At 43.2% G+C, this 6,108-nt stretch carries 5 protein-coding genes; 4 read left to right on the forward strand and 1 reads right to left on the reverse strand.

What is annotated here, in order from left to right:
• A partial coding sequence (locus AC37HE_RS13965) for a deaminase (RefSeq protein ID WP_500783465.1) occupies positions 1-191 on the reverse strand: 191 nt, incomplete at its 3' end.
• A gap of 535 nt (positions 192-726) precedes the next feature.
• Here AC37HE_RS13965 and ilvD point away from each other — a divergent pair.
• The 4 genes from ilvD to AC37HE_RS13985 are packed head-to-tail and all read left to right on the forward strand — an operon-like array spanning position 727 to position 5,790.
• Complete coding sequence (ilvD, locus tag AC37HE_RS13970; protein WP_500783466.1) at positions 727-2,556, forward strand: dihydroxy-acid dehydratase; 1,830 nt, start codon at positions 727-729, stop codon at positions 2,554-2,556.
• Between the two features lie 25 nt (positions 2,557-2,581).
• A complete protein-coding gene (gene ilvB / locus AC37HE_RS13975; protein ID WP_500783467.1) occupies positions 2,582-4,279 on the forward strand; it encodes a biosynthetic-type acetolactate synthase large subunit in 1,698 nt (565 codons plus the stop codon).
• Positions 4,280-4,297: 18 nt separating this feature from the next.
• Positions 4,298-4,840 carry an acetolactate synthase small subunit gene (gene ilvN, locus AC37HE_RS13980; protein ID WP_500783468.1) on the forward strand — a complete coding sequence of 181 codons (543 nt, stop codon included), beginning with the start codon at positions 4,298-4,300 and terminating at the stop codon, positions 4,838-4,840.
• A gap of 59 nt (positions 4,841-4,899) precedes the next feature.
• Positions 4,900-5,790, forward strand: coding sequence for an AraC family transcriptional regulator (locus tag AC37HE_RS13985; protein ID WP_500783469.1), 891 nt, complete (start codon positions 4,900-4,902; stop codon positions 5,788-5,790).
• Positions 5,791-6,108: the final 318 nt, after the last annotated feature.

Raw genomic sequence — 6,108 nt, forward strand, 5'->3', positions numbered from 1 at the left:
ATGGCAAGCACTTCGGCATGCGCTGTTGGATCGTTCTCCGAAGTTACCCGGTTATAGTTTTCAGCAATAATTTCTCCATCCTTAACGACCAGCGCTCCAAAAGGACCACCAGCTTTTGCGTTCATCCCCTGCTCGGCCAAAGCAATAGCCCGCCTCATAAATATTAAATCCTGCTCATCCAACAACTTCATTCTTCAAAAATTTAGATTCATTCCACTAACTAAAAAAGACCATAAAATATTATCTATTTGTCAGATAAAAAGCAGTTAGACCAACAAATAAGAAACGAGCAACAAATATCTTTTACATTTCCCTACTCAGAGTATCTTTCAACTAATGGATTTTCAGCAAACTGCCACTTTTACTTACGAATTAGTTTTGCATTTTGAAATTAATTCATACTTTTGTTCCAATATAAAAATAAAAGATGAAAATCTCGGCTATCATATCTAACGTTGTTGTCATTCTGGTAATTGTCATTTCGCAAGCGAAGTGAGGATGTTACACGTTGGTATATCAGGTAGCCATTCTCACACAAAAGGGAATGGCTTTTTTCATTTTTAATAAGATCTATGAAACATTATTCGACATATCATTTGGTGGTCATCCTCCTCGTCATTCTTGGTCATTGCTGAGGAAGGCTGCCTGTTGTTGAATTAAAATATAAACAAGCCTTTCTCGAGAAGAGAAGGGCTTTTTTTAGGAAAATATCAAAGCACGAACCAAATGCAAAACAAATTAAGATCAGCGACTACGACTGAAGGAAAAAGAATGGCAGGTGCACGCAGCCTTTGGCGTGCCAACGGAGTAAAAGAAGAGCAATTTGGGAAACCAATGATTGCAATCGTCAATTCATTTACCCAATTTGTTCCGGGGCACGTCCATCTGCACGATATTGGCCAATATATTAAAGGTGAAATCGAAAAGCAAGGTTGCTTTGCAGCCGAGTTTAATACAATTGCGATCGACGACGGGATCGCTATGGGACACGATGGAATGCTTTATTCGCTTCCTTCGCGTGATGTTATTGCCGACAGTGTTGAATACATGTGCAACGCGCATAAAGTAGATGCGATGGTTTGTATCTCAAACTGTGACAAAATTACCCCGGGAATGTTGATGGCCGCTATGCGCCTGAATATTCCGGCAATCTTTGTTTCTGGCGGCCCAATGGAAGCCGGTGATGTAGAAGGTAAAAAATTCGACTTGGTTGACGCCATGGTTTTGGGTGCCGATCCGAATGTTGACGAAAGTTACCTGGCCAAAGTTGAACGCGATGCCTGCCCTACTTGCGGAAGCTGTTCAGGAATGTTCACAGCAAACTCAATGAACTGTTTAACTGAAGCTTTAGGTTTATCCCTTCCAGGTAACGGAACCATTGTAGCAACACACGCAAACCGCAAACGTTTATTCGAAACAGCAGCCAAAAAAATTGTAGAAATCACCTACAAATATTACCAGGATGGCAACGACAGTGTGCTTCCGCGTAATATTGCAACAAAAGCTGCATTCGAAAACGCTATGAAATTAGATATTGCAATGGGCGGATCGACCAACACTGTGCTTCACATCCTTGCTGTTGCACACGAAGCAGGCGTAGATTTCACCATGAAGAATATCAACGATTTATCGAAAATAACTCCCAACCTGTGTAAGGTTGCACCAAACGGACACTATCACATTGAAGACGTGAACCGCGCCGGTGGTATCCTCGGAATTCTCGCCGAATTAAGCCGTGGCGGACATCTGGATACTTCGGTTCCCCGTGCCGATGGTCTGACATTGGACGAGGCGATTTCCCATTACGACATCATGAGTGTCGCTGCAAAAGAAGAAAACACCCAACGTTACAAATCAGCTCCCGGCGGTTACCGCAACCTGGTGATGGGATCTCAGGAAAATTACTATACCGATTTTGACACCGATCGTGCAAGTGGTTGTATCCGCGACCTGGATCATGCCTACAACAAAGATGGCGGTTTGGCTGTTCTGTACGGCAACATTGCCGAAGACGGTTGTATTGTTAAAACAGCAGGTGTGGATCCTTCAGTTTATCAATTTAAAGGAACAGCACGAGTTTTTGAATCGCAAGAGGCTGCTGTAAACGGTATTCTGGGTGATGCAGTTCAAGCCGGTGATGTCGTCATCATCCGTTACGAAGGCCCCAAAGGAGGTCCGGGTATGCAGGAAATGCTTTACCCAACATCGTATCTGAAATCTATGCAACTGGATAAAAAATGCGCCCTGTTGACTGATGGTCGCTTTTCCGGAGGTACATCAGGCTTATCAATTGGTCACGCATCGCCGGAAGCAGCAGCAGGCGGAGCCATTGCATTAATTAAAGACGGCGACCCGATTGAGATTGATATTCCGGCTCGTAAAATCAATGTTCTGCTTAGCCAGGAAGTACTCGATCAAAGAAGAAAAGAAGAGGAGGCTAAAGGGAAAGATGCATTCAAACCCGTTGGCCGACAAAGAAATATAAGCAAAGCACTGAAAGCCTATGCCAGCCTGGTATCGTCGGCGGATAAAGGTGCTGTTCGCTTAATAGATTAGTAAATCAACAAAACTTGAATTTAATATGGCAACAAAACGAATCACAGGATCACAAGCGATCATTCTTTCATTACTGGAAGAAGGAGTGGATACTATTTTCGGATATCCGGGCGGAGCAATCATGCCAGTTTACGATGCCCTTTACGATTTCGATCAACAGGTCACTCACATTTTGACTCGTCACGAACAAGGTGCTATCCACGCTGCTGAAGGATACGCTAAAGTTTCCGGAAAAGCAGGGGTCTGCTTCGCGACTTCTGGTCCTGGTGCCACAAACCTGATTACAGGGCTTGCCGATGCTCAAATTGATTCCATCCCGCTGGTATGTATTACCGGTCAGGTTGCATCTCCTTTATTAGGGACTGATGCCTTTCAGGAATCTGACGTAATTGGCCTGTCCATGCCAGTTACCAAATGGAACTATCAGGTTACCGATGCATCAGAAATACCGGAAGCTATTGCCAAAGCTTTCTACATCGCTAAATCAGGTCGTCCTGGTCCGGTATTGCTCGACATCGCTAAAGATGCTCAATTTCAGGAGCTGGATTTCGCCTATAAAAAGTGTACAAAAATCCGTTCATATATCCCGGAACATCCGGTTGACCCTTTTAAAATAAAAGAAGCTGCCGAACTGATCGACGCAGCAAAAAAACCATTGTTGCTGTTCGGGCAAGGTGTAATCATCGCCGATGCAGAACAGGAACTAATGGAGTTCGTTGAAAAGACCGGCATCCCGGCCGCATGGACCCTTCTTGGCCTTTCTGCAATGCCAAGCGACCATCCGTTGAATGTGGGTATGCTGGGTATGCACGGCAACTACGGTCCCAATATTAAGACCAACGAGGCAGACCTGATTATTGCAGTTGGAATGCGCTTCGACGACCGTGTAACAGGAAACGTAGGTTCATATGCAACCAACGCCAAGATCATTCATCTTGAAGTTGATCCGGCCGAAATCAACAAGATCGTGAAAGCCGATGTAGGCGTACTTGGAAGTGCTAAAAAATCACTCCCAATGTTGACCATGAATGTGAAAGAAAACAAACACGAATCATGGTTGAAGGAATTCCGCGACTGCGATAAAATCGAAATGGAGAAAGTCATCCAAAAGGATACCTTCCCAACCAAAAACGGCCTGACAATGGGTGAAGCAGTTCGCATCACCTCCGAAAAAGTTAAAAACAATGCCGTTCTGGTTACCGATGTTGGTCAACAACAAATGATCGCATCCCGCTACTTCAAATTCACGCAATCGAAGAGTAATGTAACTTCCGGCGGACTTGGAACAATGGGTTACGGAGTTCCGGCTGCCATGGGAGCACAACTTGGCGCAAAAGACCGCACTGTTTGCTGTTTCGTAGGTGACGGTGGTTTCCAAATGACCTTACAGGAACTGGGGACAATTGTACAAAACAAGCTTCCGGTAAAAATCATTCTGCTGAACAACAACTTCCTGGGAATGGTTCGCCAGTGGCAACAGCTGTTTTTCGACAGACGTTACTCGTTTACCGAGTTACACAACCCGGACTTCATCATGATCGCCAATGGTTTCGGAATGGCAGCCCACAAAGTCACCAAGCGTGATGACCTGGATGCAGGCATTCAACAAATGCTGGATCACGATGGCCCCTATTTATTGGAAGTAGTTGTTGAGAAAGAAGATAACGTATTTCCAATGGTACCGTCAGGCGCTTCGGTATCCGATATCATTCTTGAAGCTTAATCTTTAAACAAATTCATTATGAAACAAGAATTTATCATCACAATATACTCGGAGAACAACATTGGTCTGCTGAATAGAATCACAATCATTTTCACACGTAGAAAAATCAATATCGAAAGTCTTACTGTATCGGCTTCCGCAATCCCGGGAATTTCAAAATTTACCGTCGTGATAAACGAGACCGAAGAACGAATTAAAAAAGTGGTGGGACAAGTCGAAAAAGTGGTTGATGTACTAAAAGCTTTCTACCACAGAAACGATGAAATGGTTTTCCAGGAATTAGCATTATACAAAGTTCCGACCGAAGCCCTTTACGAAAGCGACCAGATTGAACAGTTGGTTCGCACTTCAGGTGCCCGTATTTTGGAAATCACAAAAGATTTCACCGTAATTGAAAAAACCGGACATAAAGAAGAAACACAAAAGATGTTTGAAGATCTTTCCCAGTTCGGTGTGCTTCAATTTATCCGCTCGGGCCGGATCGCCATCACCCGCGACCCGATCGAACGACTTTCTGAGTTCTTAAAAGAACGCGACGCTTTATTGGAAGCAATGGACTAAAGTATATAGCATTGACCGGGTGACTTAAAGTCACCCGGTCAATTGATTTCTAAACCTGCATGAATTCCATCAACGAACATTTACCGGTATACAGTCTCGACAATTTCAGCTCTAACGAGCGAAAGAGTCAGCAGTTTCAGGTTGAAGTGTTTGATGCCAAACGGCACTTTAGCGTGAAATATCCGCACAGGCACGACTTCTTCGAAGTTTTGTACCTCAAGCGAGGCTCCGGATTTCATGTGATTGATGGAAACCGTTATGATATTAAACCACCCTGTGTGTTTTTCATGTCGCCCGGACAAGCACACAAAATTGAGTTCTCGCACGACATTGAAGGATACATCTTCATCTTTACTGCTGATTTTTATCTGGTTAACCGCAGCAACCAAAACAGCTTGATTGAATTCCCTTTCTTTTACAATCTGAAACAGGATAACCCGCCCCTCATTCTGGAAAACGAAAGCGACATTTTATTCCTTGAAGGTTTATTTCAAAGAAGCATCACCGAATTAAATCCCAACGACACAAATAAGCTAAACCTGCTTCGCTCGTTGCTCGACCTGATTTTAATGACCTGCAGCAGTCGCTACAAAACATCGGAAAATATCTCGGGAAAAGGGAAAGGACACATTTTGGTAAAACGATTTTATCATTTAGTTGAAGAAAACAATCATCAAAATCTCTCGCTGAAACAATATGCCGACATGTTGGCTGTTACTCCTAACCATCTCACTCAAACCGTCAAACATCTGACCGGCAAAACATCAACTCAGATCATCAAGGCAAAACAAATTCTGGAAATAAAACGATTGCTGGTGCACACCAACCTAAGTGTTGCCGAAATCGCTCACCAGCTTAACTTTGATGATCAATCGTACTTCACCAAATTCTTTAAACGAGAGAGCGGTTACTCTCCCCTCCAATACCGATCACACTCCCTTTCACGATAAAAATTACCATTTCGAGAACAAAACAAATACGCCCTAAATAGCTGAATTTTAACAAAAACTACGCACCACAACTCACAAACGTTCATGCAATCCATGAAAATTACCAAAAATTCAAGCTTTTTTACTCGACTTTCTACTGAATATTCCCTTGCTTTGTATTCGAAAATTTAAACTCCGGATTTCCTAACCCGAAAACGGTATCAACGTAAGTTGAATTTACAGACTTAAATCATAAAATAAATACTCAAAAAAATGGCAAACTATTTCAACACGCTCCCATTGCGTTTGCAATTGGAACAATTGGGAACTTGCGAATTC

The organism is Mangrovibacterium sp., assembly GCF_059905295.1.